The sequence below is a fragment of the Vibrio sp. 10N.261.55.A7 genome, assembly GCF_002877365.1.
GTDB lineage: Bacteria > Pseudomonadota > Gammaproteobacteria > Enterobacterales > Vibrionaceae > Vibrio.
Window position 1 is genome coordinate 1 of sequence record NZ_MCWZ01000174.1, and the last position, 785, is coordinate 785.

Annotated in this window: 2 pseudogenes; both read right to left on the reverse strand. The window is 45.2% G+C overall.

What is annotated here, in order from left to right:
- A pseudogene (gene thiE / locus BCU12_RS09945) lies at positions 1–489 on the reverse strand (thiamine phosphate synthase); the annotation flags it as partial.
- Between the two features lie 5 nt (positions 490–494).
- A pseudogene (locus BCU12_RS09950) lies at positions 495–785 on the reverse strand (phosphomethylpyrimidine synthase ThiC); the annotation flags it as partial.

Below are 785 nucleotides of genomic sequence, written 5' to 3' on the forward strand. Positions count from 1 at the left end.
TGTTTCACGTGAAACACTGCAAGCTGCTCGTGCGAGCACCAAACTGTCTTCAAGTGGAAACTCGAGCGCCAAACATGTCAGCAAACAGGCAAGATGGCGTGTGCGCTCAAAGTCTTTTTCATAAGCAGCGTTTACAAACAGCGCTTTATTGGCTTCATTCTGGCGCCAAACATCATAGAAGCCATACTGATTGTCTATCCCAATAAAGACGTGATTTGGATTAGCGACTAGACGATCTGCCACCGCTGACAACGTTGAGGGTTGTTGGTAGCTAATAACAAGATCGGCATTTGAAACGGCTTGCCTTGTTGTTGATGTATCGTCTGCAATGATGAATGACATGTCATTATCATGTAGAGAGAAGTTATGAGTTGGGCTGACGCCCAACTCGATATTTGCGATATCAAAACCTTGCTGTTTTGCTACCAACAAACATTGTTGTACTTCTCCCGTAAGCTCGATTGAATGAGCAGGGATTAATACGTTCACTTAGTTTATTCCTCTAATAGTACTTCTTTCGCACCGACGGCTGGGTGATACAACTCTGACCCTGTCTGGCGAAATTCTTTAGATTTTTGGCGCATGCCCTCGAGAGGGTTATCAAGCATTTTTATCTCAATGGCTTGATCTGCCGCTACTTGTTCGGAGTCTTTCGCGTACTCACGAACCTCTTGCGAGATCTTCATGGAGCAGAACTTAGGACCGCACATAGAGCAGAAATGAGCAACTTTACCTGACTCTTGAGGAAGTGTTTCGTCATGGAAAGAACGCGCAGTATCTGGGTC